The following is a 26,179-nucleotide window of genomic DNA, read 5'->3' as shown; positions in this document are numbered from 1 at the left end:
AACCTCCTCAAATATGTTTAAGTGATATCATCTATCGGATGATATATGAAAATCAGACGGATCAGAAATTCTCTGGTAAAGGGAGTCTCGTTTTCCAGGTCCAGCAGCTGGAACAGCCGTTTCATTCTGTAAAGAAGGGTATTTTTGTGCAGATGAAGCCGTTCGGACGCCTTCTGCACACTGCCGTTCTCCTGGTAATATATCCTGGCAGTCATCAGAAGAACCTCGGCCTGCCTGGCGTCCTGGCTGGCTGTCAGTTTACGGTACAGCATTTCCGCATACTTCGTACCGCCGTGAATCAGGGACTTGTAAAGCAGATACTGAATTTTGACCTGGCTGTTCTCCAGATTACGGACCGGTCCGCCCTCCATGGAAATCAGGGTATTGGATTCCTTCATACCGCCGGGAATGTCCTCCAGCCGTGCGCAGGTACCGCTGACAGCAATGCAGAGTTCCTCCTCCCGGACCACCTGGGCTATGATTTTGTCCAGGGCCTCGTCTCCCTTCCCTTGTCTGGGAACACTGTGGATGATGATGCAGTCATTGTTCTGGATGCCGAACACATCTCTTGAACGGTCCAGAGTACCCTGCCACATCATGTTCTGGAAGAGCTGGGTGTAGTGGTTCATCTGCTCCCTGGTATTTTTCCGTTTGCATGCCCGTATCATAATAACCTTTACAGGAAACACCAGCTGGACCGGAATCAGAGCCGACAGCTGGTAAATGGTTTCCATCTGCCCCGTGTCTCCGAGAAGCAGCAGGCTCAGAAGGCGGTTCCTCACCTCAGATTCCACGTTTTGTTTCTGTGCCATGGCCTGCTGGGCAAAATGCTGTGTTACATAGACCTTCAGAAGATTGGCTACGTTCAGCATCTGCTCCTCGCATCCAAAGATGCCCACCACCCCAATCAGCTCATCCTTCAGAAAGATGGGCATGTTATAGCCCTCCTTTGCGCCGGGATACCGGGGCAGATCCTTTGTCTCAATAAGAACCGGCTTTCCGGTGGCAATGACCTCGGCCGCGCCCTGGTGGAAGGTGCCGATGCGCTCCTTTTCCGTGGAGGCGATAATGGTACCTTCCCGGTCCATGATGTTGATGGTGCGCCCTCCCACCAGGGAGGAGGTAGCCTCCACGAAATCCTGTGCCATACTGGAAAATTCCAACATATCATCCTCCCGCCGCCAGATGCGTCCCCGATGTAATCAGGGAATTAAAAGTATCAAAGGAATCAGAGGAACAGGCAGTCGCCCGCGCCCAGATACACGGTGTTCAGTTCCGGGTTTTCAGCCATCATGCTTCGTAAAAGTTCCCCGGAGCAGTGGTTAAAGCCCAGAAGTCCGATGCCCAGAGCCTTCATGGTACGGATGGTCTTGTGTATACGTTCCCGGTCAGCCTCCACCAGGTGGGTCCCTCCCACCACGGCGCGTATGGGCTGGGAGAAGCGCTGCCTTACCGTATCCAGGATGTTAAGGATGCCCGGATGGCTGCATCCCACGATAACCACCAGCGCACCTCTCTCCTCCAGCACAAGGCAGACCTCATCCTGAAAATAATCCTGCTTCCATCTGTCCTTGTCCCGTATCACAAAACGCTCCGGGACTGTCTCAAAGTCATGGGACCGCCTTATGCCGCCCATGACCCAGCATCCCCTGCCGATTGGAAGGACAGACTCACACACCATATGCCGGATGCCGTGTTCCTCCAGAAACAGGCTGTCAAATCCCGTACCCAGATAGGTTGCCTTGAGTCCGTTTCTGGCATATTTTTCCTCGAAGAACCCGTTTCCCGTAACCAGGGGACAGCTAAGGCCTGCCGCCACAAAATCCCTGTAACCCGCAGCATGGTCATAATGCCCGTGGCTCCCCACTGCAATGTCTGCCTGTTCCGGCCGGATACCCAGTCTGAGGGCATTTTCCAGGGCGTGTCTGCCTGCTCCGAAGTCAAAGAGGATGCGCATATCCCCTGTCTCCACATAAAAGGACAATCCGTGTTCTGCCTTCATGGCTTTTTGTTCTCCGGCCAGATTGTCCATAACAGTCACTATCTTGATGATCCCCACCTCCTGAAAATTTATAAAATTATTATAATGTTCATGAAATGATTGTACCAAGTCGCTAGTGCGACGGCTAGCCCAAGGTACATAAAACCACCACTTTTTTTATAAAAAATAGCAGTTTTTAAATTTATGATGTATTGTTAAGTTACCACACCAAACAACTTCATAACTTTAAGAACTGCTATGCTTATGTTATCATGGATTTCTAAACTCAACAACTATATATCTTATTTTTTTACTCGTCCACCACCTCTTTTTGAAATGTAACTACTGTTTTTATTGCATTTCAAAGGAGATTTTACTATGGACAAATATTTAAATTCTTTCAGGGAAATGATTTCCCTTCGCGGTCTTACCGACCATACCCTTAAAAATTACTGTACTTACATCCGGGCGTATCTGGATTACCTCGCAAATGTTCTTCACAAATCGCCAGAAGATGTTTCCTGGGATGAACTTCGTGACTACATCAAATGGCTACAGAAATCCAGAGACCTTTCTGACCGCACCATCAACTGTGCCATTTCACAACTGCGCTTTTTCACCATGTATGTTCTTCACAAAACATGGGATGACACACAGCTTCCCATGCGTAAGTTTGACGAGTACCTTCCCTATGTTCCCTCGAAACAGGAAACATGGCAGTTTATTTCTTCCATACCTGATTTAAAGCAGAAGACTATGGTTACACTCATGTATTCCTCAGGGCTTCGTATCGGTGAAGTATGCCGTCTGCGTTACGAGGATGTTGACCGCAAAAACATGCGGCTTCACATCACACACTCCAAAAACAGGAATGACCGCTATGCCATTCTTTCTAAAGCGGCACTTGACCTGCTGACACGCTACTGGTTTGAATACGGCAGACCAAAAGGCTTTCTTTTTCCAAAGCAAAGTGGCGAGGACAGACCCATCGACACATTCTTCCTTTCAAGACACATCCATGCCCATGAGGACAGGCTCGGATGGGAACGCAGGCTTACCTGTCATTCCTTTCGTCATGCTTTTGGTACCCATCTGTATGAAAACGGAACCGACCTGCTTACCATAAAAGCGCTTATGGGACATAAATCTTTGTCTTCCACCACTATTTATGTCCATCTTTCCGGTAATGCCATCCGCAATGCCGTCAGCCCTTTTGACCGATTGGCAGGTGAATACCATGAGTGATTACAAAATCAGGCAGATATTTGAGCAGTCCTATGAAGCTTTCTCAGCACCGGGGCACTATCAGTCGGATGTCCAACGCAAAGCCGCCCGAGCCATCTTAAACTGCAAATCCGGAAGGCTTGGTGTCAACTTAAGTCAGTGTACCGACTGTGGGCATGTGGAAGTCCACAATAATTCCTGCCGCAACCGCAACTGCCCCAACTGTCAGGCTGTGAAGAAAGAAATCTGGGTAGATAAACGCAGTGCTGAGGTCATTGATTCACCCTATTTTCATGTAGTGTTTACACTTCCACATGAATTAAATCCCCTCATTTACTGCAACCAGAAGCTTCTGTATGGACTTCTTCACAGATGCTGCGCCGAAACACTTCTGGAATTATCTGCTGATAAGAAGTGGCTCGGGGCAACACCCGGGATTATCCAAGTACTTCATACTTGGAATCAGGAGCTGGATTACCATGTACATATGCACTGCATTGTTTCCGGCGGCGGGCTTACCGGAGATGGAAAAATCCGTAAATCCTCATCTAAGTTTTTTATCCGTACGGAGGTCCTGCGGGATAAGTTTAAGGGGAAATATATGGCACACCTTGTCTCCCTTTATGAAAGCGGCTCCCTTAACTTTTCATCCTCCTGTGAAAACCTGCGTAATTCTTACCACTGGAAGGAATTTAAAAATAAGCTTTATGAAATGGACTGGTGCCCCTACATCAAGAAAACCTTCAACGGCTTCGGCAATGTCATTGAATACCTTGGACGCTACATCCACAAAATCGCCATCTCTAACAGCAGGATCCTTTCTGTTACGGAAGATACGGTAACATTCTCTGCCCGTGGAAAAAAGCCGGGTGAACCAAAACGTCAGATTACTCTTGGCAACACGGAGTTTATACGCCGTTACCTGATGCATGTGCTGCCTTCCGGCTTTCAGAAAATACGCTATTATGGTTTTCTGAACAATCGGATGAAATATAAGAATCTGAAGGTTATCTTTAAGCTTCAGAATGGACAGCGTTTCAAGCAGCGTTACGCCGGAATGTCCCTGGCAGAGCTTTTAAAAGCAGTCTGGAATTTCGATATCTGTGTGTGTCCTGAATGTGGTCATACAGCCATGAAACAGCTGGGAAGGTGTCATGTTCCTTCTTCCTGACAGGCTGCTTTCCTATATATTTTTTAAGACCTGCCATCGGGAGGTCTGCGAAGCATACCCAAAAATATGGGATACAGCTAAAATCGTCCTGCTTCTGCATTGCAGACCACCATAATCCACTATTTTAAGCTTCCCTGGGGAAATACTATCCCCATACAGCCTATGGCTAAAGTTCCGCGACTTGGTACAATTGGAAAGAATCACATTCAGAGCAGTTTATCTTTTGCATAAGCTGTTCATTTTTTTGTCGCTCTGAATCTGATACTTTCCTTAAGAATTATATCATAATTTACTTCTTTTTCTATTGTGACAGAACACAAATATTTGCAAAAAATCCTATTTTTCAGTCTATTTTTATTTAAAGTATACAAATGAAAGAAGATATTACCATTATAGGGAGGCCCGGTGTATTGTAACAGAAATTCCCACAATTTTTCAAGAAAAAAGTAAGGAAAACCTTGATATATTATGTTAGAATAGGTCATATAAGTTAACATATGAGGAGGGGACATCATGCCCGATATAAATATCCTGGTAGTAGATGATGAAAAAGAGATTGCGGATTTGATTGAGATTTATCTTGTAAGTGATGGCTATAAAGTGTATAAGGCAGAGAATGCTGCCAAGGGGCTGGAAATTCTTTCCAAAGAAGAGGTACACCTGGTGCTGTTGGACATTATGATGCCGGGGATGAACGGCCTGGAGATGTGTAAGAAGATAAGGGAAACCAACAACATCCCGATTATCATGCTCAGTGCCAAGTCCACGGATTTAGATAAGATATTAGGTCTGGGAACAGGGGCGGACGACTATGTGGTGAAGCCCTTTAACCCGCTGGAGCTGACGGCCAGGGTTAAATCACAGCTGCGCCGCTACACCCAGCTAAACCCGAACAGCGTTTCCAAGGAAAAGGCCAACAACGAGATAACCATAAAGGGAATGACCATTAACAAGGATAACCATAAAGTGATTGTGGACGATGAGGAAATCAAGCTCACACCCATTGAGTTCGATATCCTGTACCTGCTGGCTTCCAACCCGGGCAAGGTATTCAGCACCGACGAGATATTCGAGAAGGTGTGGAATGAAAAGGTATATGAGGCCAACAACACGGTCATGGTACATATCAGACGCCTGAGAGGCAAGATGAAAGAGGACACCAGACAGAATAAAATCATCACCACGGTGTGGGGAGTAGGTTATAAAATTGAAAAGTGATATGAGCAGGCGCTACCATACCCGGGTTATCACCAACATTATATACAGCGCCGTCATTTCCTGTCTGGTGGAAATATTTCTGGTGACCAACGTGTCCATGATTGCCAGATACATGGAGGAATCCGGACGTATGAACCGCCTGCTTCAGGCTGTGCTGGATTACCATGTGGCGGTAGTGCTGGTTTATGTGGTGTCCGGACTGGTGCTGTTCGCGGTGACCTTTATGATTCTGCAGGAACCCTATATCCGCTATATCAGCAATATATCGGATGCGGTTCAGAGCATATCGGAAGGCAACCTGAACACTACCATTGATGTGATTGGGGACGACGAGTTCTCCAGCATGGCTGCCAACCTTAACAGGATGGTGGAGGATATCCGGGAGCTGATGGATAAGGAGAGGGAATCGGAGCGCACCAAAAACGAGCTCATAACCAATGTGGCCCACGACCTGCGCACACCCCTTACATCCATCATCGGATACCTGGAGCTGCTGGCCGGCAACAGCAAGATACCGGCTGAGATGCAGCACAAGTACATAGAAATCGCATACGGAAAGGCGCGCCGCCTGGAGAAGCTGATTGAAGATTTGTTTGGATTTACAAAGCTCAATTACGGCAGGATATCCATGCACGTATCCCGGCTGGATGTGGTAAAGCTGCTGGGACAGCTTTTGGAGGAGGCATATCCGAACTTTGTGGAAAAGAACCTGTCATATGACCTGCAGAGCAATGTACCGGCTAAAATTATAACAGCTGACGGCAATCTGCTGGCCCGTCTGTTCGACAATCTGATTGGCAATGCCATCAAGTATGGCGCTGATGGAAAAAGAGTCCTGGTAAAGATACTGGCCCAGGAGGATGTGGTGACGGTTTCCATTACAAATTACGGCTACGTCATACCGCCGGAGGAGCTGCCTCTGATATTCAACAAGTTTTACCGGGTGGAACAGTCCCGGTCCAGCAGTACGGGTGGTACGGGTCTGGGACTTGCCATTGCAAAGGAAATCGTGGACATGCACGGGGGTACCATCAATGTGACCAGCGATTTGGACGGCACTGTGTTCACGGTAAAGCTTCAGGTGAATTTTGACATCAATAAAGAGAATTTTGGAACTATTAGCTGACTTGAACGGAGAATATAGGATGAGGAAGTGTAACATGCGGATATTTCCGGAGAAAATAAAAAGGGCGCTGAAAAGCACCCTTTTTGGCTTAATGCTGGCGGCCTCTGTCACGGTCCAGTCCCCGGGGGCCCAGGCTTTTGGGACGGACAGTACGGCTGCCAAGGAGGAAACCGTGGAACCACCCGTTGCCATGGACGTGGTCTATGGTTATCAGAATGCAGCGAAAAGCGGCCGTTTCCTGCCCCTTAAAATCGAGCTGTCCAGCCAGTCCGCACAGGCGTTTAAGGGAACCCTGTGTATTTTGGCCATGGAGTCGGATTTTCAGGGATATAACATGAACCTGGATTATGATGTATACCGGTATGAGTATCCGGTTGAAATTGAACCCGGCGAAAGCGTGAACAAATCAGTGAGCATATCCCTGGGGGCAAGGGTAGACCAAATGTATGTGCGTGTGCTGGATGAGAATGGAAATGAGGTGGTGAGCAAACGCCTGAAGCTGAATCTGAACCTGGAGACGGCAGAGCTTTTTATCGGCGTACTCAGTGACAACCCGGCGGAGCTTCTGTATTTTAATGGCGTGGGTATTAACTACAGCACCCTCAGGACCAAGACCATCGAGATGACGGCAGCCACTCTGCCGGCGTCGGAACTGGGGCTGGACCAGCTGGATGTGCTGCTGATAACGGATTTTGATTCCGGAAAGCTGTCAGGGCAGCAGATAGAGGCTGTGTGGGAGTGGGTCCGTAAGGGCGGAGTTCTGCTCATAGGAACCGGCGACAGGGGAGAGGATACCCTGAGGGGATTTGGCAAGGAACTTTTGGAGCAGCCCCTTCCCCAACCCGACGAGCGGGTCATCAACATGGGCGTGGAATATGCGGTGGACCGGCCTGAAGGCGCTTCCATCCCTCTGGTCTGCACGGATGTCATGCTGAAAGGCGGCACCGAGGTGCTGGGCAGCGACGAGCTGTCTGTCCTCTCGTCGGTTTCCGTGGGGAACGGACTGGCAGCCGTTGCCATGTATGATTTTGTGGACATAGAGGAATTCTGCCAGGCCAATATCTCCTATATTGACAACCTGTTCACCACCCTTCTGGGCGAGGATAAGATAAACGGGCTGGCAAGCGCCATGGACGGAAGCACATCCAACCAGTTCTGGTCAGTCCAGGGGCTGATAAATACAGGAAATATCAAAAATCTTCCAAAGGTGGGCCTGTATGTGACACTGGCGGTGGCCTATGTGGCTCTGGCCGGACCTGGCCTCTACTTCTTCTGGAAACAGAGGGGAATGCGCCGGTATTACCAGTTGTCCGTGGGGATTCTGTCCCTGTGCTGTACCGGCATGGTTCTTCTCATGGGCATGAGTACGCGGTTTACAGGGCCCTTCTTCACCTATGCAACCATAAAGGATACGGACAGGGATGAGATATCGGAAACCACATTCATCAACATGCGGGCCCCCTATAATAAACCGTATTCCGTAACGCTGAACCCGGAATACACCCTGTATCCCATTACGGGAAGCGCCTACTACAATATGGGCCCCCTGCCCAAATTCACGGGTGAGGAGACACCGTCCATAACCATACATTATGATGATGAGGGTACCAGGGTCAGGTCCGACAATGTGGGCGCGTTCAACTCAAAGTTCTTCATGATGGAGCGCCGCATGGAAAACGGACAGCAGGAGGGATTTACAGGCGATGTGAATTCCTTTGACGGTAAGGTGACAGGGACACTGACCAACAATTACGGCCAGGAAGTGGATAATGTGGCCATCCTTCTGTATAATCAGATGATTCTCATTGGGCACATGGAGCCGGGAGAGACCGTAAGTCTGGACGGCATGAAGGTCATATACGGAATCACCAATTTCGGTTATGCCATGGCAGAGCAGATCACCGGGGCCTCCCGCTATAAAGAGGACAAGGATATACGGGACGCGGCCTATGTGCAGGCATTGGAGAGGACCAACCTTCTGTCCTTCTATATGGGAAACTATCTGTCAGGCTATCACTCAGAGGCCAGGGTACTGGGATTCAGCAATGAGAAGGAGGAGACAGGATTCTTAAAGTCCCCCAACTATGAGACATATGGTTCCACCCTGCTTACCTCCTCCATTGATGTCAATTATGAACAGGACGGCATGATATACAAATCCGCGCTCCAGAAGCAGCCCAATGTGCTTTCAGGCGAGTATTATGCGTCCAACAACAGCATGTACGGCCTGACTCCGGTCATGTTAGAGTATTATCTGGGAAATGACATCGAGGTGGAGAAGCTGTCCTTCCATCAGATGAGCGATGAGGTGGTGCAGAGCATGCGGTATTACTATACGGTGCCATTTGCGGGCAATATGTATTTCTATAACTACAATACCGGCACCTATGATTCCATGGATACCCACGTCCAGTCTTATGACAGGGAGGCGCTGGAGCCATACCTGTCCCCGGGAAATACCCTGACCATCAAGTATGTGTACGATGCCACCGGCGATTACACCTGGAATATCATGCTGCCCATACTGACTGTGACAGGAAGGAGTAAATGATGCTGGAAATAAGAGGATTACACAAGATATACGGAAAATACCATGCATTAAGCGGCCTGGACATGACGGTGGAGACCGGCGCCCTCTACGGGTTCGTGGGGCCCAACGGAGCCGGAAAGACCACTACCATTAAAATCATGACAGGGCTCCTGGAGGCGGAGGAAGGCAGGATTACCATAAACGGCATGGACGCCCGTGCCGATCTGGGAAAGCTTAAGTCCATGATTGGCTATGTGCCGGATTTCTTCGGGGTGTACGATAACCTGACCGTGTCGGAGTACATGGAATTCTTTGCGGCCTGCCACCACATAAGCGGCCTGGTGGCAAGGAAGAGATACACGGCCCTGCTGGAGCAGGTGGGGCTGGAGGATAAGCTGGATTTCTTCGTGGACGGATTGTCCAGGGGCATGAAGCAGAGACTGTGCCTGGCCAGGGCCCTGATTCACGATCCGGCCATCCTTATACTGGATGAACCTACATCGGGGCTGGATCCCAGGACCCGCTTTGAGTTCAGGGAGATATTAAAGGAGCTCCAGGAATCGGGCAAGACCATAGTAATCAGTTCCCATGTCCTGTCCGAGCTGTCCGAGCTCTGTACGGATATAGGAATCATAGACCAGGGAAGGATGGTGCTGGAGGGAAATATAGACGATATCCTGTCCAGGGTCAATACCTCCAATCCGCTGGTTATATCCGTGTTCACCAACATTGACAAGGCGCTGTCCATTCTTAAGAGCCATCCCTGTGTGCAGACCATATCCCTGCGTGAACAGGATATCTGCGTACGGTTTGCGGGGGATGCCCAGGACGAGGCCCTGCTGCTCCAGCGGCTGATTGACAGCGACGTGCTGGTCAACGGATTCACCCGGGAAAAGGGAAGCCTGGAATCCGTATTTATGCAGCTGACAGAACATGAAGAGGAAAGGGTGGTGTTGTCATATGATGCGAAATCCGGTCTATAGCCGGGAGATGAAGGTCAGCTCCAGAAGTATCCGGCTGCCCCTCATCATCGTGCTGTTCAATGGAATCCTGTCCATGGTCACACTGCTCAATATGTATTCCGCCGTGGCCCAGGTGGAGTCCGCGGCGGTCATACAGTACAGCAGCTTCATGGATATGTATGAGTTTGTCACCACCATTGAGTTTATACTGCTGATGTTCATAGTGCCGGCCGTGACAGCGGCCAGCATAAGCGGGGAGCGGGAGCGGCAGACCCTGGAATTGATGCTCACTACCCAGATGACGGCGTCACAGGTGGTGATCGGGAAGCTGATGAGCGCGTTGAGCACGCTGCTCTTACTGATTGTGTCCAGCTTCCCAGCGGTGGCCATGGTATTTGTCTATGGGGGAATCACATGGCAGGATATCCTGTCTCTCCTTCTGTGCTATATCACGGTGGCCTTTTTTGCGGGAAGCCTGGGAATCTGTTTCTCGGCCCTGTTCAAGCGGTCTACCATATCCACGGTGGTTACCTATGGAGTGCTTATAGCCGTGGTGGCCGGGACATACTTTATAAATAAGTTTTCACTCTCCCTGTCCTCCATGAATATAAGCAATTCAGTGGCGGCCTATGGTTTCGGGGAAAATGTGGTCAAACCATCATCGGGAAATGTGATTTATCTGCTGCTTCTCAATCCTGCGGCTACATTTTATACAATCATAAACGGACAGATGGGAGGCAGCACACCCACAGCCAAGATGGCAGGTTATTTTGGGATGCAGTCCACCGGCTTTGTGATGAAGAACTGGATTATCATCAGCATTGTGATTCAGCTGGCCATAGCCGCGCTGATGATTTGGGTGGCTATCAAGGCAGTTGAGCCGGTTAAGCGCAGGCGCAGACAGAAGAAGGCAGCTAAGAAAGGGGATTAATCATGGGAATCATTAAAGCAGTTACCACAGCAGTGGGAGGAGCCCTGGCCGACCAGTGGCTGGAGGCCATAGAGCCGGATGATATGGGGGACAGAACCGTCTTTGTCCGAGGCGTCCAGGTGCGCAGGGGAAAGGGATCTAATACAAAGGGGTCATCTGATATCGTGTCAGACGGTTCCGTCATCCATGTGTATCCCAACCAGTTCATGATGCTGGTGGACGGCGGAAAGATAGTGGATTATACGGCGGAGGAAGGCTATTACAAGGTCAGCCATTCCTCCATGCCCTCCATGTTTAACGGGCAGTTTGGTGAGGCTCTGAAGGAGTCATTTAACCGTATCCGTTTTGGAGGCGTGACACCTGGGGCTCAGAAGGTATATTATGTGAATCTTCAGGAGATAAAGGGAATCAAATTCGGCACCCGCAACCCGGTGAATTATTTTGACAACTTTTACAATGCGGAGCTGTTCCTGAGGGCCCATGGAACGTACTCCATCAAAGTCACGGACCCCATTAAGTTTTACGCTGAGGTTATCCCAAAGAATGCAGACCATGTGGAAATAGACACTATCAATGAACAGTACCTGTCGGAATTCCTGGAGGCTCTGCAGACATCCATCAACCAGATGTCGGCAGACGGCACCAGGATATCCTATGTCACCTCCAGGAGCCGGGAGCTGGGACAGTATATGGCCCATACCTTGGATGAGGAATGGACCCGGATGAGAGGGATGGAGATACAGGCAGTGGGGATTGCCAGTATTACCTACGACGAGGAATCCCAGAATCTGATTAACCTGAGGAACCGGGGAGCCATGATGGGCGACCCGTCAATCAGGGAGGGTTACGTACAGACCACCATTGCGGAGGGGCTCAAAAACGCGGGATCCAACGACAGCGGAGCTATGGCCGGCTTTATGGGCATGGGGATGGGAATGCAGATGGGCGGCGGCTTCATGGGCGCGGCATCCAACACCAACATGCAGCAGATGCAGATGAACCAGGCTCCGGTAAGCCAGCCCATGGGGGACCAGCCGTCCGGCAGCCAGTGGGCTGCGCCGAACCAGATGGCAGGGGCACAGCCGGGCGGCGGGGGAATGGCCGGCCAGATGCCCGAAACCCAGCCGTCCGGGGCATGGCTCTGCCCCGGCTGCGGGACTTCTAATACAGGCAAGTTCTGCGGCGAGTGCGGACATCCCCGTCCCGATGCACCGTGGACCTGTGCCTGCGGAAACATTAATACAGGAAAGTTCTGCAGCGAATGCGGGAAACCAAGGCCCTAAAGGCATTGATTACAGGAGAGAGAGAATATGGCAGCCATAACCTACAAATGCCCCAACTGTGACGGCGGCCTTGTATTTGACCCGGCTTCACAGAAATATCACTGCGAATACTGCCTGTCTGATTTTACCCAGGAAGAACTGGAACGCCTGAGCCCGGAAATGAACCGCCGGGAACTGGAATACCAGGAACCGGATTGCCGTGAGCCAAACCGCCGGGAACCAGGCAGCGCTGAGGCTCAGCCGGTTCTTTATACCTGCCCCAGCTGCGGCTCCCAGATTGTGACGGATGAGACCACCGCGGCCACCTTCTGCTATTACTGCCATAATCCGGTGGTACTGGCAGGACGGCTGGAAGGGCAGTTCAGGCCGGATTATGTGATTCCCTTCCAGATAGACAGGCAGAAGGCAGAGGAGATTTTTTCCCAGTGGATAGGGAGAAAAAGGTATGTGCCGGAGGCATTTTACAATAAGAAGCAGATTGAGGGCATGAGCGGGGTTTATTTCCCCTATTGGCTTTACAGCTGCCGGGTGGACGGCGAGCTGGACGCCCAGGGGACCAGGCTCAGGACATGGGATACCGCAGGCATGAGGTATACAGAGACAACCGTATACGATGTAAAACGCCAGGGAACCATGGAGGTGAACCATGTGGCCAGAAATGGCCTGAGAAAGGCCAACAGGCAGCTGGTTGACAGCGTGCTCCCATACAGGATGAATGAAAAAGAGAATTTCTCCATGGGTTATCTTTCCGGATTCCTGGCCGAGAACCGGGATATGGAGAAAGAGCAGTTTGTGCTGGACGTGCAGACAGAGGTCAGGCAGTTTGCCCTTCAAAGCCTTCAGGACCAGGCCGGGAGCTACAGCAGTATGCAGGTCCGCAAAAAGGAAGCAGGCATACGGGATGAGAAATGGAGTTATGCCCTGCTTCCCGTATGGACCCTTACATATAATGACAAGGCCAGGGGAAAGATATACTATTTCGCCCTTAACGGACAGACCGGAAAAATCTGCGGAAAGCTGCCTGTGGACAGGAAGAAGATTATTATTCTCTTTTTCTCTGTATTCCTTCCGCTGTTTTTATTACTTATGACAGGAGGGTATTTCTTAGGATGACAGGACGCAGAATGGTTAGATGGCTCAGGCTCCTGGCAGTTTCGGCGGCCGTGGTGTGGCTGGGAGTCTGGAGCGGAGCGGGAAACATACTGGATTCCCGGGCACAGGAATCCGGGGTATATCACAAGTCCCAGACCTATGATAAGAATCAGAACCACAAGAATGCCCGGAGACTGTTCGACGGAGCGGGCCTTATGACATCAGAGGAAGCCGGAACCCTGGAGGAACGGATTGCTCAGTGCAGGAAAAAGACCGGGATGGACGTGGCTGTGGTCACTGCTTATAATGACGGAAGCCATACAGCCAGGGAATATGCAGATGATTTTTACGACCAGAACGGCCTGGGCACAGGCAGGAAAGCCAGCGGCGTACTGTTTCTGATTTATATGGACAGCCCCGGCAGCTATGGAGGCGAGAGCTATGTGTCCACCACCGGGAATATGATACGGATTCTCACAGACCGGCGGATCGAACAGATACAGGATGATGTGGCCTATTCCCTGAGAAACCTTGATTATGCGAGGGCGGCAGCCGAATTCCTGAAGGATGTGGAGTATTATGTGGATCGGGGAATTCAGAGGGGACAGTATAATTACGACACGGAAACAGGGGAAATCAGTATCTACAGAAGCATACGCTGGTATGAAGGAATGTCTGCATTTCTGGTATCAGCCGGGGTGGCGGGCTCGGTATGCCTGGGAGTGAAGCGGCGGTATTCCATGGAGCAGACCGAACGGGAGAGGGCCAACAGCCATCTGGCCTACCGGGCGGATGCCAAATTTGCCTTTGGCGATTCAGGAGACAATCTGATTCGCAGATTCATTACATCGGCCCCCATACCAAGACCCACGCAGAATCACTCATCCGGAGGTTCAGGACAAAGCTCAGGGCGAAGCTCCACCCACCGGTCCAGCAGCGGAAGAAGCCACGGAGGCGGGGGCAGAAGATTTTAGAGGAATAATAAATGTGTTTTATGCACATTTTAAGGGTATGCGCGATATAATAAGATATAGATGTGGTTCAGAAAAATACCTTCTATCTGGTTGTGCCGCGCATCCAGCTGGTGCTTTAATCATAGATTACAGGGCAACCTGGGCGGTGATGACGTGTTGCAAGCGTTATTACCGTTTACATAGCCGGCATTATCTGATAAAATGAAACAGAGAGGGCATTCCCTTAAAGGGACGCCCTTTTATTGCTGTCAGGAGTTTGATTACCGGGAAGGAAGGGATATCCATGAATTACACCTATATCCTCACCTGTGCGGACGGAACGTATTACTGCGGCTGGACCAATGACCTGGACAAGCGTCTGAAGGCCCATAACCAGGGTAAAGGAGCTAAGTATACCAGACCCAGACGTCCGGTGGTGCTGTCCTATTATGAGGCCTTTGAGACAAAGCAGGAGGCCATGCGCAGGGAATATGCCATTAAACATATGAGCAGGACGCAGAAGGAACATCTGATAAGGGAGACAAGTCCCCTGAGGGCAGGCTGCCTTATGCCACAAAGCGGTACATCATCACATAGTGGCAGAGGCTTCCGCCCATAACAAAGAGATGGAAAATCTCATGGGAACCAAAATACCGGTGGCGGGAGTTGAAGAATGGAAGCTTCATGGCGTAGATGATACCGCCGGCCGTATAGATGATACCGCCTGCCAGGAGCCACATAAAGCCTGCTCTGGGCATGGAGCTTAATATTTTGGTTATAGCCAGTATGCACACCCAGCCCATGGCAATGTAAATCAGGGACGAGAACCATTTGGGGCATGTAATCCACAGTGCGTTGATGAGGATACCCACAATAGCAATACCCCACACCAGCGTCAGCATGGTCCAGCCGGTTTTGTCGCCCAGGACAATCATGCATACCGGAGTATAAGTGCCTGCTATCAAAATGAAAATCATCATATGGTCTATCTTGCGGAGCAGCTTATTAATCTTAGGGGAGATATCCAGGGTATGGTATATGGTGCTGGCCGCATAAAGACCAATCATGCTCAGTATAAAAACCGCCAGCGCGCTGATGTGCATATGTCCGGAATCATGTCCTGCCTTTGAGAGCAGCGGCATGGCTGCGATGATGGCCAGAATCATAGCGATGAAGTGGGTTAATGCGCTTCCGGGATCCTTAACCTTGGTGATCCCATGTTTTAATTTTGCTGTCATAGTATCCAGCCTCCTTTTATTGAAAATACAGTTCACTTTAATCGAAACCCTGAAATGTAGTTTTGAATACTACATATGTTTGTATTATATACTATACACCTAAGACCAGAAATATGCAATACTTTTTAAGAATTACTTTGAGTATAAAACTAATTTCTGAATATAATCAACCGTGCGTAGGGAGAATCATGGTATAAACAAAAGCGTTTCTTTAGAATCATCTGTACAGGAAACAGACGGATAAGCGAGGTCGAGGTATGATACCAATATTATATGAAGATAAAGATATTATAGTAGTGCAAAAACCGGCGGGATTGGAGTCCCAGGTATCCAGGGGATTTGCGCCGGATATGGTAAGTGAGATACGCCGCTATCTACATAATCCACAAGATATCCACAGCCGTCCACAGGGAGCATCAACAGCCCAGCCGCCCTATGTGGGGGTTATCCACAGACTGGATAAGCCGGTGGAGGGAATTATGGTATATGGACTGAACCAGAAATCCACAGCATCATTAAGCGCCTCTTTGCAGGCCGGAAAAATGGAAAAATCATACCTGGCGGTGGTTTGTGGAAAACCTGTGGATAAACAGGGGACATATGTGGATTATCTGCGCCACTGCAAGGAAAACAACACATCAAAGATTGTGGATAAGTCTGATGAAAACGGCAAAAAGGCGGTTCTTAATTACCGGGTCCTGGAGGTTATCAACAACCCCGGAAAACAGGATCAGATGTTATCCTTAATAGATATAGAGCTGCTTACAGGAAGACACCACCAGATAAGGGTACAATTTGCCGGACACGCAACTCCCTTGTACGGGGATGGACGATATGGAGGCGGGTTATCCACAAAATCCACAGCCGGGACTGTGGACAGAGCAAGGAAAAAAACGGGATTTGGGGATGGACGCCAGCCTCTGGCCCTGTGCGCCCGCAGGCTGGCATTTCCACATCCGTCCGGCGGGAAAAGGATGGAATTTGCCATGGTTCCGTCGTCGGGAGCCTTTGCCTGGTTCCCGGACAGGGCCCGGAAACTGATTTCCGCACAGGAATGTGGCAAATGCCATAAAGAAGTATGACAATCTGTCAGTGTATGCCTGAAAAATTTCCATAAAGGTCATTGTTTAGCGGTTTATTTTCCATATCCGTGACATTGACAAAAAAAGGGGGCTGCCGTATAATCCCCATTGACACTGGAAATCGGATTGAAATAGGGAGGAACTAACATGGCAAGACCTAAGAGGACTATGGCTGCGGCAGCACAGGCAGGCGCCGCGCTGACCAGGACAGCAGAGGTTAAGAAAGCAGAAGATGTTAAGAAGGCAGCTGAGCCTGTGGTTAAGGAAGAAGTGAAAGAGACCGCGGCAGCTGTGAAAGAGGTTGCAAAGCCGGAGATTGAGAAGAGCGTGGTAGTGGAGTTTGGCGGCAGGCAGGTAGCGGCAAAGGATGTGCTGGCGCAGGCAGAGAAGGAATACGGTATGACTCATCCGGGAACCGTAATCAAGTCCATCGAGCTGTACATATCACCGGAGCAGAATGCAGCCTATTATGTGGTAAACGGCGAGGGTTCAGACGATTTCAGAATCCAACTGTAGAATGTAAAAATGACCTTATGTATGAATAGGGTCATTTTTTATTTGGCCTTTCCCTTAACTCCTCCCAGAAAACTTATGCTGGCTGTGAACACGCCGCCGTCATATCCATAGGTAAGCTGTCCGCCGTACTCCCGCGCGGTGGCAGATGCCCTGTTAAGACCCAGGCCGTGAAGCCGTCCGTCCTGCTTGCGGGAGATTATGGCGCCGTTTTTTACGCGGGGTGGCTCCGGCGATGGGTTGGACAGGTCTATGAAGAGCATTTCCCTGGCCTTTCTCATCTTAAAGAGAATCCAGCCCTGCCCATCCGGCATGGCGCGGGCGGCTTCATAGGCATTGTCAAGGAGGTTGGCAAAGAGACTGCATATATCCTGGTCCTTCATGGGGCGCAAATCAACGGCGTCCGCCTGTACGGTAAAGGTTATATGGGACTGGCCGCAGCGGTTTCTGGTATGATTTAAAAGCACATCCAGGGTAGAAGTGCCGGTCCAAATGGAGGGAGCCAGGCGCTCCAGGGGAATGCCCAGCTGGCCGATATAATTCCGGGCTTCCTGGTATTTTTCCTCCTTCAGCATGGTATCCATGACCAGAAGATGGTTCTTCATGTCATGGGAAAGGGACTGTTGTTCCTTTTGCAGCTGTTTGACCATCTCATATTCCTGGCGTACCATCTGGTCCTTCAGTTCAAGGATGCTTCTGAGCTCATGCTCTTTCATGTAATTAGAATAAAAGAGCAGGAGGAAGATAAAGCACAGCACCATGATAAGGCACAGGCTCCAGCTGAACAGGGTAATCACGGAAATATCCTGAAGGGTGACCGCTGACAGGAAGGTAATACCCAGGATGCCCAGTAGGGAAATGGCGAACAGCATCCGCGGACTGTAGAGCAGCCCGCCCTTAAAGGCGTGTCTGATAAGCATATATAATAAAAGCAGGAGCGCGGTATCCGCAGCCAGATAAATACAGCGAAGCAGGGACAACTGGCTCAGAATGAACTGCGCAAACTGACGGTTGCCGGCAATGACCCCCATAACGGACATACAGAAATAATTGATCACATAGAGGCACAGGATATAAAAGCTTACAAGGGATACGGCATAAAACAGATTCACCTGGAACAGCACCACCGTGGTCATACAGATATAAAATACAAACCAAAGAGTGGATATCATAGGGTCCATGCCCAGTATATCCATGGCCCGGACAGAGCCCACCAGGACCAGGGACAGGATAAAAAACGGCACCTTTCCACGGAGCCGATCCGGCAGGAACAGCCCCACGAAGCCATAGCAGAGCCACGCTTCAATGAAGTCTGAACATAATTCAAACATCTGGTACATGGACTGATACCAGTGGTTCATGGTCATAGCATTTTCCTCCAATACTTTGTTATGGCTTCACGGGTTTCCTTAAGGCGGTTCCGGCTGACCGGAAGGGCAGAGCCGTTGTCCAGGTAAATCTGTTCGCCCTCCAGTTTCTCCACATGAAACAGGTTCACGATATAGCCCCGTTCCACCATGAGAAAACTGCCTGTATGGTCCAGCTCCTCCAGTACCTGGGCCAGTGGTTTTCGCACAGGAATCTCCACGGCTTTTGCGGCTATTACGGAATATTTCTGCTGCTTATAGACATAGATGATATCCTCCACGGCTATTTTCTGAATCCGCCTGGCTGATTCGATGATATAAGTATCTGAAGAGCTTTGCTTTAAAATCCGGCAGGCATCCTTAAGGGCCAGGGGCAGGCAGGTTTCCATCTCAGACTTGGGAATGTAGCGGAAAACAGACAGTTCATATGCCTTTACCGCGTACTGGGTGTGGGAGGTGATGAAAATAATCAGGGCCATGGGAAGATGGCGGCGCAGAGATGCGGCCAGGCACATCCCGTCCTTTTCCGGCATTTCAATATCCAGCAGCAGAAGGTCAAAGTGGGCGCCCTCCTCCACATCGTAAAGCAGCTGGCCGCTGCTGGTGTAAAGGACTGTTTCCGGGGGCGGGGTAATGTCCCTGGCATGATATGCGATAATATGGTCAATCTGCTCTGTAAAGCAGCGCTCATCGTCACAGACAGCAATTCGTATCATACTCATATCTCCTTAATTTTTCACAGCACGTTTTATGATTTCTCTGCTGATGTCCTGAACCTGACCGGAGCAGATGTAGGTATCATTGCCGTACAGGAAACGGTGCAGTTCTTCCACATTGGATTCCAGCGTGCTGGGAATGACCACGCTGCCTATCTTGCCCAGGTTTGCGGTGGTCTGTTCAAAAGGAAATCCGGCCGTACCGCTGATGTGATAATCTTTAATATTATATGCAATTTCCATAAACTCTTCCTCACTTATGCTGGTCATGATTTGAGGCGCAACTGTATGGAATACCTGAATCAGGGTGGCGATATCTGCCTTTCTGGCCTTGTCAAAGACCTGCTGAGTGACAGACCGCTGCCGTTCGGTCCTCTTAAAATCAGTGTCCATCTGTCTCAGGCGCATATAGGCAACAGCCTGAACACCGTCCAGATGCTGCATGCCGGGCCCGTCCAGATGGGTGGAGGGGATTCCTGTGGTGTCCACAGTCTCCGTGATGAAGGCATTGATATAATAGAATTCCGCCTTGGACAGCTCTATGTCCACGCCGCCCAGAAGGTTGATGGCATCAGCCGCGCTGTTCCAGTTAAAGGATACAAAGTCCTCCACCTTCATGTCCAGGTTGGTGTTGATGGCTGAGATATTGCCGGATGGGCCCTGGAGAAAGTAGGATTGGTTCAGCTTTCCGTATCCGTTGTTTGCGGTGTCATTCATCAGGAGGGTGTCGCGGTATAATGATACAAGGCGTATTTCACCTGTGTCTCTGTTGATGGAGCACAGCATCTGTACGTCGGCATTATTATCTTTTCCAAGCTTCCCGTTGCGGCTGTCCACGCCAAAGACAGCAATGGTCCAGTATCCGCCCAGTTTTTCCCGGGTTTCTGTGTCCAGGTTTTCATTGGTCATGGCAGAGGCCAGTTCCGGTTCGTCCTCCGGCCGTGTAATGTGGATGGAGCCGGCCATCTTTGTGATGTAGAGAAGGCCGGAGCACAGGGCAAAGAGCAGTGTGGACAGCAGTATGATACCTGTCCTTTTTAATATGGTTTTCCAGTTAAGCTTCATGGGTGCAGCTCCTTTCAGTGAGAATGATGCGGTTTCCCGGTATGCCGCTGTACTCAGTACTGATGGTTCCATTATAGCATTGATCGGGGAGAAGTGTGGAATTTGTCCGCGAATGGAAGGAAATGGGGCATGAATGCGAGGATGTGCTATGTAAAATCATGTTATACAGCCAAGGCAGGAGAAAATACCAGGAATGTTCTTCTGCGGCGGAGTTAAACTTTAAAAGAAAGACTGGTAAAAGCAGTGTGAAACATGCTAAAACCAGTCTTTTGGAATCATTTATAATATGCCTAAAAATATCATGCAAAATCTTAACCTGCATATTGAAAATCAATATTGCCAGGCTCAGGGCCGGTCCTTCCGGTTTCAGAGACCTGGAAATCGGCAGCAGTCTCTTTTTGAGTGAAGTAAGGATGGATTATCTGGTCCACACTTGTCTTTTCATGGCCTGCTTTTTGTTTTTACCTCAGACACACTCTAGGACAGCCTCAGCGCCCATTCCCTACAATCCCACACATCGGTTGCCAATCCCTCAAAAAATTCAGGTTCATGGCAGATTAGCAGGATGCTGCCCTTATATTCCTTAAGGGCCCGTTTCAGTTCATCCTTTGCATCCACATCCAGGTGGTTGGTGGGCTCGTCTAACAGGAGCACATTGGATTCGCGGTTAATCAGCTTACAGAGCCTGACCTTGGCCTGTTCGCCTCCGCTGAGCACCCTGACCTGGCTTTCGATGTGCTCCGTGGTCAGGCCGCATTTTGCCAGGGCGGAGCGGACCTGGTACTGTGTATAGGCGGGAAATTCGTTCCATATTTCCTGAAGGCAGGTGGTAGTATTGCCGGGAGCCATCTCCTGCTCAAAGTAACCGGTGGACAGGTAGTCGCCCAGCTCCACGGTGCCGCTTAGGGCAGGCGTAAGGCCCAGTATGCTCTTTAACAGCGTGGTCTTGCCGATACCGTTGGCGCCTACCAGCACGATTTTCTGGCCCCTCTCCATGACCAGATTGAGAGGACGCGACAGCGGCTCGTCATAACCGATAATTAAATCCTTTGTCTCAAAGATATATTTACCGGGAGTACGGGCTTCCAGAAAATGGAACTCCGGCCTGGGTTTTTCCCTGGCAAGTTCAATGACGTCCATCTTATCCAGCTTTTTCTGGCGGGACATGGCCATGTTCCTGGTGGCGACCCTGGCCTTGTTCCTGGCCACGAAATCCTCCAGCTCCGCTATTTCCTGCTGCTGTCGCTTATAGGCGGCCTCCAGCTGGGACTTCTTTACAGCGTATACTTCCTGGAATTTGTTATAATCCCCCACATAGCGGTCAAGCCTCTGGTTTTCCATATGATAAATCAGGTTGATGACACTGTTGAGGAAGGGTATGTCATGGGAAATGAGGATGAAGGCATTTTCATACTCCTGCAAGTAGCGTTTCAGCCAGTCTATGTGCTGTACATCCAGATAGTTGGTAGGCTCGTCCAACAGCAGAATGTCCGGCTTTTCCAGAAGAAGCTTGCCTAAAAGCACCTTGGTGCGCTGTCCCCCGGAGAGCTCTGTCACGTCCTTGTCCAGTCCTATGTCAGCCAGGCCAAGGGCGCGTCCCACCTCATCCACCTTGGAATCAATGATATAAAAATCATGGGCCATGAGAAGATCCTGTATGGTTCCCAGCTCATCCATCATGGCGGTCATCTCATCCTCGCCGGCTTCACCCATCTTATCGCAAATCTGGTTCATATGTTCTTCCATCTCAAAGAGGAAGGCAAAAGCGCTCTTTAACACATCACGAATGGTCATGCCCTTTTCCAGCACCGCATGCTGGTCCAGATAACCGGCCCTCACGTTTTTTGCCCACTCCACCTTGCCTTCGTCAGGCATGAGCTTGCCGGTAATGATGTTCATAAAGGTGGATTTTCCCTCTCCGTTCGCCCCAATCAGGCCAATGTGCTCCCCCTTTAACAGGCGGAAGGAAACATCCTGAAAAATAGCCCGGTCCCCAAAACCGTGGCTTAAATGTTCTACGTTTAAAATGCTCATATTATCAAAAACTCCTTTTCTCTCAGCAGTATTATTCTACATGACATAATCTGTTCTGACAAGCATAAACCTTACTTTTATAAGGGGTTATTCACCGTTTATCAGGACGCGGAATGAAAATGGAGCAAATTCAAAAAAGATTCAAAATAAAATGAACCATTTGCTGCCCAATCTTCTCTATATAGCAGGTGCACCGATTAACAACACCTTCTGGCAGTTATGCCAGAAGGGATATATAATGGTTCCATATATAGGTGGTTCCAAATAAGAGACGGACCATGGAAGGAGTGGATGGACATGGAGCAGGAGACGGCAGGTCTGGTACTCCGTATGGCGGAGGGAGACAGCCGGGCATTTGACCGGTTGATGGAATATTATTATCCCAGGATACTGCGCGTGGCATATCTCATATCCGGAAGTCATGCAGACAGCGAGGATATTGTTCAGGAGACCTTTGTGCTGTGCTGGATGAACCGAAAGAAAATCAAAGAACCGGAATCTTTTGGGAACTGGCTTTATAAGACCCTTACCAGGGAAGCCTGGCGGTATTGCAGGAAGAACAGGAAAGAACAGCCGATGGAAGAGGTGTTTGGGAAGGAAGAACCTGAAACAGCCTCAGTGCTGGAGGAAGTTATGATGCGCTCCCGGGAAAAGGAGCTTTATAAGGCAATCAGGAATCTTCCGGTGAAACAGAGGACAGCCGTTGTCCTGTACTATTTTAATCAGATGTCCGTCAGGGAGATAGCAGGTATCATGGGATGTCTGGAGGGAACCGTTAAGTCCAGGCTGTATACGGCCAGGGCGAATCTGAAACAGGAATTGATGGAAGAAAACAGGAGGGTAGGAAGGGAGGTAACCTTATGAACAGACGGAGTAAACCGGTGACGCGGAAGGGACTGGAAGAGCAGATAGGCCGTACTCTTTGCAGCCGGGCAGAGTCCATACAGGTGACTTCCGCAGATACAGAGAGGATGCGGCACTCTGTTCACCGGAAAATAGAGGAGGAATCAGGAATGAGGAAATGGAATATGAAGCGTGTATTCGTGGTGGCGGCAGCTGTCTGCGTACTGGGCACCATAACAGCGGTTGCGGCCGGGAAGGTGGTATATACAAGCGGCGGAGGCAGTCATCTGGATGATTTTACCTATGATAAACTGGGAGAGATGGAGACAAAGCTGGGCTATACCACCAACGCCCCTGAAACATTCAGCAACGGATACAGGTTTGATATGGGAATGCCCATCCATCAGGATGCCATGGACCAGGATGGAAATGTGATAAAGTCCACGGAGGGCTTTTCTCTGAATTACAAAAAGGACGGAAATCAGGATGTGCTCATTACAGTCCAGGGCACAAGCCTGTATGATGAGGAGGGACAGCCGGATCAGACCTTTGACCATAACGGAATTACTTTGAACTACACCAGAGATCAGTACCGTTTTGTTCCCCCGGATTATCAGGTTTCCGATGAGGAGAAGGCAAAGGAAGCAGCAGGAGAACTCTATATCTCTTATGGAAGCGATAAGGTACAGGATAAGGTTGCCCAAAGCATGCTCTGGAAGGATGGGGAGAAGGTTTACATCATAACAGCCATGGATAATCCCATGACAGCCCGGGATATGGCCCAGATGGCCGGAGAATTGATAGATAATAAGCAGTAAAGCAGAAAAATACAGCAGATAAAAACAGAAGATAAGTGCTGGAGTTAAGTAAGAAGGCCCTGCATGATTCAAGCGGCATTCCGCAGCCTGAATCATGCAGGGCCTTCCTGTTGTCCGATCTTCCCGTTATCCAATCTTCCTGCGGGCCGCCCTTCCCGCTATCCCTGACAGGCATCCACAAAGCTTTTAAATATATTGGCGGACACAGTGTCTGTCTGCCACATATACTCCGGATGCCACTGCAGTGCCAGAAGATAGGGATAATCCGGCATCTCCAGGGCCTCGATGATGCCGTCGGGCGCATGGCCGCTGGCCATGAGGCAGGGAGCAATCCTGCGCACCGCCTGATGATGGGAACTGTTTACTGCGATTTCCGTTTTCCCCTCCGCAATTGTGTACAGCAGCGTATCCCTGCGCACATCCACATGGTGGGAAGGCAGGCAGCATGAATAGGGCTGCTTGTGGGCGATGGGAAAGACGGTTTCCGTCTGGCTGGGAATATCCTGATAGATGTCGCCTCCCAGCCCCACATTAATGATCTGGGCTCCGCGGCAGATTCCCAACACCGGCTTTCGGGCGTCCACGGCAAGCTTCAGGAGGGATAGCTCCATGGTATCCCGCGCCATGGATACATTGCCGCACTGGGTATGTGTTTCCTCCTTCAGAAGGAATGGATGAATGTCCGGGCCGCCGGAGAAGAGAAAGCCGTCGCACAGCTTGGACAGCTGTTTTAAGTCTTCTCCGGATACCTCCAGGGGAAGAAGGATGGACAGGCCGCCCGCCGCCTCAATGGCCCTCAGGTAGGTGGGGCGCGCACTTATATCGTCGTTATCCGTATTGTGGGATGGTGTTATGCCGATTACTGGTTTTTTCATGGTATTTGGATTCCTCCATGTGCTCTGTGAGTAATATATGCTGAATATATGAAAAAGAGCCCCTTCCGTCTGGAAGAGACCCTTATGTAATACTTAATTAGCCTTCGGAGATAGCTCCGGTTGGGCAGGTAGCTGCACAGGTTCCGCAGTCGATGCAGGTATCAGCATCAATAACGTACTGGCTGTCTCCCTCGGAAATTGCACTTACTGGACATTCAGCTGCACAGCTGCCGCAGCTTACACAAGCATCACTGATTACATATGCCATGATAAAATACCTCCTTAAGATTTGTCTACATTGTTATTTTATTTTATACTATAACGTCTAATTATTCAAGAGGAAAATCGTTCCTAAACCAGCGAATATTGTATAAATTTAGGAGCAATGGGTCCTTTCGTCGCGCATTCCCTGAAGAATAATTTTTCGGGCCTCTGCCGCCTTTGCGGGAGGCAAGGGGGCGGTGTCCTCTAACGGGTAGGGGATTCCAAGCTGATGGTACTTAGCCTTCCCCATATCGTGATAAGGAAGCACATCCAATGCCTTTACGTTCTTAAGCGTGCCGAGATAGCGTCCAAGGCGGTACAGATATTCCTCCCGGTCCGTTATGCCCGGAACCACCACGTGGCGGATCCATACAGGTATCCGCTTTTTCTCCAGGTATCCGGCGAAAGCCAGTATATTATCCTGGGGCTGGGAGCAGAGCTTCACATGCTCCTCAGGGTCAATATGCTTGATATCCAGGAGTATCAGGTCTGTGGAGGCCAAAAGCCGGTCAAAATGGGCCATAACTGCCTGTGAACCCGGGTTAAAGGTAATGCCGGAGGTATCCAGGCAGGTGTGTATACCTCTTTCTTTTGCTTTTTCAAAGAGCTCTGTCACAAAACCTATCTGCATCAGCGGCTCGCCGCCGCTGACCGTGATGCCCCCTTTTTTGTAAAAGGGGCGGGCCTGCTCATACTGGTTCAGTATGTCCTCCGCTGTCATGGGGGTGCCGCCCTTGGGGTCCCATGTATCTGGATTATGGCAATAGAGACATCTCATGGGGCAGCCGCTTAAAAAGATTACCATGCGGATACCGGGGCCGTCCACGGTGCCGAAGCTTTCTATGGAATGTACGCGTCCAATCATAAGGCTGTGCTCCTTTCTGAGAAACATG

25 protein-coding genes are annotated in these 26,179 nt (G+C 50.0%); 15 read left to right on the top strand and 10 right to left on the bottom strand.

Features of this window, described 5'->3' with window-relative positions:
- Nucleotides 1–17: 17 nt before the first annotated feature.
- Nucleotides 18–1,166, bottom strand: coding sequence for a CdaR family transcriptional regulator (locus LA360_RS16895; RefSeq protein ID WP_022200453.1), 1,149 nt, complete (start codon nucleotides 1,164–1,166; stop codon nucleotides 18–20).
- 62 nt (nucleotides 1,167–1,228) lie between these two features.
- On the bottom strand, nucleotides 1,229–2,041 hold the full coding sequence (locus LA360_RS16890; protein WP_170321159.1) for an MBL fold metallo-hydrolase: 813 nt from the start codon (nucleotides 2,039–2,041) through the stop codon (nucleotides 1,229–1,231).
- A 318-nt stretch (nucleotides 2,042–2,359) separates the two neighbouring features.
- On the opposite strand from LA360_RS16890, the gene LA360_RS16885 reads away from it, so the two are divergent.
- The 11 genes from LA360_RS16885 (at nucleotide 2,360) to LA360_RS16835 (ending at nucleotide 15,090) form a co-directional block, all read left to right on the top strand.
- Nucleotides 2,360–3,226, top strand: coding sequence for a tyrosine-type recombinase/integrase (locus LA360_RS16885; RefSeq protein ID WP_112481419.1), 867 nt, complete (start codon nucleotides 2,360–2,362; stop codon nucleotides 3,224–3,226).
- Nucleotides 3,219–4,376: an IS91 family transposase gene (locus tag LA360_RS16880; RefSeq protein WP_112481418.1), complete on the top strand. Its 1,158-nt coding sequence runs from the start codon at nucleotides 3,219–3,221 to the stop codon at nucleotides 4,374–4,376. Before LA360_RS16885 ends, LA360_RS16880 begins: the two co-directional genes overlap by 8 nt.
- Nucleotides 4,377–4,889: 513 nt before the next feature.
- Entirely contained in the window at nucleotides 4,890–5,594 is a 705-nt protein-coding gene (locus tag LA360_RS16875) for a response regulator transcription factor (protein ID WP_112481416.1), read from the top strand.
- Nucleotides 5,584–6,720 carry a sensor histidine kinase gene (locus LA360_RS16870; protein WP_022200456.1) on the top strand — a complete coding sequence of 379 codons (1,137 nt, stop codon included), beginning with the start codon at nucleotides 5,584–5,586 and terminating at the stop codon, nucleotides 6,718–6,720. Before LA360_RS16875 ends, LA360_RS16870 begins: the two co-directional genes overlap by 11 nt.
- Before the next feature lie 34 nt (nucleotides 6,721–6,754).
- Nucleotides 6,755–9,271 carry a hypothetical protein gene (locus LA360_RS16865; RefSeq protein ID WP_022200457.1) on the top strand — a complete coding sequence of 839 codons (2,517 nt, stop codon included), beginning with the start codon at nucleotides 6,755–6,757 and terminating at the stop codon, nucleotides 9,269–9,271.
- Nucleotides 9,271–10,233 (top strand): ABC transporter ATP-binding protein, encoded by a 963-nt coding sequence (locus LA360_RS16860; RefSeq protein ID WP_022200458.1) that lies wholly within the window; start codon nucleotides 9,271–9,273, stop codon nucleotides 10,231–10,233. The genes LA360_RS16865 and LA360_RS16860 overlap by 1 nt, the downstream gene beginning before the upstream one ends.
- The gene (locus LA360_RS16855) at nucleotides 10,211–11,143 is read left to right on the top strand and encodes an ABC transporter permease (RefSeq protein ID WP_022200459.1); all 933 of its coding nucleotides are present in this window, start codon (nucleotides 10,211–10,213) and stop codon (nucleotides 11,141–11,143) included. Before LA360_RS16860 ends, LA360_RS16855 begins: the two co-directional genes overlap by 23 nt.
- A 2-nt stretch (nucleotides 11,144–11,145) precedes the next feature.
- Nucleotides 11,146–12,426 carry an SPFH domain-containing protein gene (locus LA360_RS16850; protein ID WP_022200460.1) on the top strand — a complete coding sequence of 427 codons (1,281 nt, stop codon included), beginning with the start codon at nucleotides 11,146–11,148 and terminating at the stop codon, nucleotides 12,424–12,426.
- A gap of 27 nt (nucleotides 12,427–12,453) precedes the next feature.
- Nucleotides 12,454–13,539: a TFIIB-type zinc ribbon-containing protein gene (locus tag LA360_RS16845; protein WP_022200461.1), complete on the top strand. Its 1,086-nt coding sequence runs from the start codon at nucleotides 12,454–12,456 to the stop codon at nucleotides 13,537–13,539.
- Nucleotides 13,536–14,492 (top strand): TPM domain-containing protein, encoded by a 957-nt coding sequence (locus LA360_RS16840; RefSeq protein WP_022200462.1) that lies wholly within the window; start codon nucleotides 13,536–13,538, stop codon nucleotides 14,490–14,492. Before LA360_RS16845 ends, LA360_RS16840 begins: the two co-directional genes overlap by 4 nt.
- A gap of 283 nt (nucleotides 14,493–14,775) precedes the next feature.
- Complete coding sequence (locus tag LA360_RS16835) at nucleotides 14,776–15,090, top strand: GIY-YIG nuclease family protein (RefSeq protein WP_022200463.1); 315 nt, start codon at nucleotides 14,776–14,778, stop codon at nucleotides 15,088–15,090.
- Here LA360_RS16835 and trhA read toward each other — a convergent pair.
- Nucleotides 15,038–15,709: a PAQR family membrane homeostasis protein TrhA gene (gene trhA / locus LA360_RS16830; RefSeq protein WP_002586851.1), complete on the bottom strand. Its 672-nt coding sequence runs from the start codon at nucleotides 15,707–15,709 to the stop codon at nucleotides 15,038–15,040. The two genes, LA360_RS16835 and trhA, sit on opposite strands and share 53 nt — an antisense overlap.
- Before the next feature lie 257 nt (nucleotides 15,710–15,966).
- Between trhA and LA360_RS16825 the strand changes: the two genes are divergently transcribed.
- The gene (locus LA360_RS16825; protein WP_022200464.1) at nucleotides 15,967–16,791 is read left to right on the top strand and encodes an RluA family pseudouridine synthase; all 825 of its coding nucleotides are present in this window, start codon (nucleotides 15,967–15,969) and stop codon (nucleotides 16,789–16,791) included.
- A 147-nt stretch (nucleotides 16,792–16,938) separates the two neighbouring features.
- A complete protein-coding gene (locus LA360_RS16820; protein ID WP_022200465.1) occupies nucleotides 16,939–17,307 on the top strand; it encodes a DUF6465 family protein in 369 nt (122 codons plus the stop codon).
- Nucleotides 17,308–17,345: 38 nt separating this feature from the next.
- Here LA360_RS16820 and LA360_RS16815 read toward each other — a convergent pair whose 3' ends face one another.
- The 4 genes from LA360_RS16815 to LA360_RS16800 form a co-directional block, all read right to left on the bottom strand.
- A complete protein-coding gene (locus LA360_RS16815; RefSeq protein WP_112481415.1) occupies nucleotides 17,346–18,671 on the bottom strand; it encodes a sensor histidine kinase in 1,326 nt (441 codons plus the stop codon).
- Nucleotides 18,668–19,387: a LytR/AlgR family response regulator transcription factor gene (locus tag LA360_RS16810; RefSeq protein ID WP_022200467.1), complete on the bottom strand. Its 720-nt coding sequence runs from the start codon at nucleotides 19,385–19,387 to the stop codon at nucleotides 18,668–18,670. The genes LA360_RS16815 and LA360_RS16810 overlap by 4 nt, the downstream gene beginning before the upstream one ends.
- 12 nt (nucleotides 19,388–19,399) lie before the next feature.
- Nucleotides 19,400–20,452, bottom strand: a complete 1,053-nt coding sequence (locus tag LA360_RS16805; protein WP_022200468.1) for an LCP family protein — start codon at nucleotides 20,450–20,452, stop codon at nucleotides 19,400–19,402.
- Between the two features lie 477 nt (nucleotides 20,453–20,929).
- Nucleotides 20,930–22,486, bottom strand: a complete 1,557-nt coding sequence (locus LA360_RS16800; protein ID WP_022200470.1) for an ABC-F family ATP-binding cassette domain-containing protein — start codon at nucleotides 22,484–22,486, stop codon at nucleotides 20,930–20,932.
- Between the two features lie 297 nt (nucleotides 22,487–22,783).
- Between LA360_RS16800 and LA360_RS16795 the strand changes: the two genes are divergently transcribed.
- Together LA360_RS16795 and LA360_RS16790 are read left to right on the top strand one after the other, a co-directional pair.
- On the top strand, nucleotides 22,784–23,350 hold the full coding sequence (locus LA360_RS16795; RefSeq protein WP_112481580.1) for an RNA polymerase sigma factor: 567 nt from the start codon (nucleotides 22,784–22,786) through the stop codon (nucleotides 23,348–23,350).
- Nucleotides 23,347–24,147: a hypothetical protein gene (locus LA360_RS16790; protein ID WP_057571365.1), complete on the top strand. Its 801-nt coding sequence runs from the start codon at nucleotides 23,347–23,349 to the stop codon at nucleotides 24,145–24,147. Before LA360_RS16795 ends, LA360_RS16790 begins: the two co-directional genes overlap by 4 nt.
- A gap of 158 nt (nucleotides 24,148–24,305) precedes the next feature.
- Here the strand turns inward: LA360_RS16790 and LA360_RS16785 are convergent, their stop codons facing one another.
- The 3 genes from LA360_RS16785 to pflA form a co-directional block, all read right to left on the bottom strand.
- Entirely contained in the window at nucleotides 24,306–25,022 is a 717-nt protein-coding gene (locus LA360_RS16785) for a gamma-glutamyl-gamma-aminobutyrate hydrolase family protein (RefSeq protein ID WP_022200472.1), read from the bottom strand.
- Between the two features lie 97 nt (nucleotides 25,023–25,119).
- Nucleotides 25,120–25,290, bottom strand: a complete 171-nt coding sequence (locus LA360_RS16780; RefSeq protein ID WP_002566904.1) for a DUF362 domain-containing protein — start codon at nucleotides 25,288–25,290, stop codon at nucleotides 25,120–25,122.
- A 108-nt stretch (nucleotides 25,291–25,398) separates the two neighbouring features.
- Entirely contained in the window at nucleotides 25,399–26,151 is a 753-nt protein-coding gene (gene pflA, locus LA360_RS16775) for a pyruvate formate-lyase-activating protein (protein ID WP_057571397.1), read from the bottom strand.
- Nucleotides 26,152–26,179: the final 28 nt, after the last annotated feature.

The sequence above is a fragment of the Enterocloster clostridioformis genome (assembly GCF_020297485.1).
GTDB classification, from domain to species: Bacteria; Bacillota; Clostridia; order Lachnospirales; family Lachnospiraceae; genus Enterocloster; species Enterocloster clostridioformis.
Note: the sequence above shows the minus strand (reverse complement) of the source record. Positions and strands in the feature narration are given on the sequence as shown.